Genomic DNA, 1,324 nt, shown 5'->3' with positions numbered 1-1,324 from the left:
CTGAAGCATCCCCACAATTATTTGATAAAATTCATGAGGTTATAAATAAAAAGGTAGGAGCATCCATGAAAATCGGCGATCATTGAAGTCGCCAAACTAACAAGAGAGCCGACATCATGGATGCTGTGAACATTTTACAACATAAAGCCTTAAAATCTTCCTTTATCAAGGATCCGCGGCGTAAAAAGGCCCTTTCGGCTGCCGTCACTTCCCTTGTACAGCGCGAGGAGCTGACAGTGACCGGCCTCGGTCGAGGGTTGCGAAACAGCCAGGCGCGATGCAAGCACAATATCAAACGCATGGATCGTCTGCTGAGCAACCCACACCTGCATGCCGAGCGGATCTCCGTTTATTACGGCGTTGCCCACTGGCTGCTCAAACAACATAAGCACCCTCTGATCATCGTTGACTGGTCGCCGGTCAATCATGTCGACTTTCAGATCCTGCGTGCCTCGCTGCCCATCGGAGGGCGAGCCTTCACCCTTTATGAACAGGTCTTTCCTGAACGAGACCTGGCCAGTGTGAAGTCACACCGCTCGTTTATTACCAAGCTTGCCGCCATCCTGCCGGAGGGATGCAAGCCAGTCATTTGTACCGATGCCGGATTTTATACGCCCTGGTTCACGCCGGTGGAAGAACAAGGCTGGTATTGGCTGTCTCGCCTTCGAGGAAACAGTCTGGTGCATGCCAACGGGGGTTGGCAAAGTGTCGCGGCCTTGTACCAGCAAGCCCCCCTGATGCCGGAAGAGCTTGGTGCGATCCTCCTGACCAAAGCGCATCAACACCCTTGCCGTGCGGCCCTCAACAAGCGGGAGTCCAAGGGACGCCACAAGAAGGTATGGAGTGGAGGCGTTTCAAAAGAAAGCAGCAGTCTCGAGTATGCCCGGGCAGCGAAAGAGCCTTGGCTGTTAGTCACCAATTTGCCCGCTGCCCAGTGGCCAGCAGAGCAGCTGGTTGGACTCTACGCCAAAAGAATGCAGATTGAAGAAGGCTTCAGAGATACCAAGAGTTATCGAACCGGCCTGGGATTGAGACTCAGTGGTACGCGCGATGTGGCGCGACTGCAAATTCTCCTGCTGATAGCCATGCTGACCCAGTTAACGTTGCTAATTATTGGCAAAGCAGCCTATCTGAAGGAGTATCATCGACACTTCCAGGCCAATACCGAGCGCAATCGCGCCGTGTTGTCATACTTCTTCCTCGGCAAGGAGATTGTCAAAGATGATCGCTACCAGTTCAGTGAACAAGATCTTGCCGAGGCCTATGATGAAATGAGCAAAAATTATGCGTATTAAGTGCCAAAAATTGTGGGGATCCCTCAGGG

The 1,324-nt window shown here is 52.4% G+C and carries 1 protein-coding gene; it reads left to right on the top strand.

Annotated features, from left to right (window positions below; all coding sequences use genetic code 11):
• Window positions 1–116: 116 nt before the first annotated feature.
• The gene (locus Q0753_RS16515) at window positions 117–1,295 is read left to right on the top strand and encodes an IS4 family transposase (RefSeq protein WP_298723694.1); all 1,179 of its coding nucleotides are present in this window, start codon (window positions 117–119) and stop codon (window positions 1,293–1,295) included.
• Window positions 1,296–1,324: the final 29 nt, after the last annotated feature.

Source organism: uncultured Oceanisphaera sp., assembly GCF_947495715.1.
Lineage (GTDB): Bacteria > Pseudomonadota > Gammaproteobacteria > Enterobacterales > Aeromonadaceae > Oceanimonas > Oceanimonas sediminis.
The sequence above is the reverse complement of the archived record's forward strand: the minus strand, read 5'-3'. Positions and strand labels throughout refer to the sequence as shown.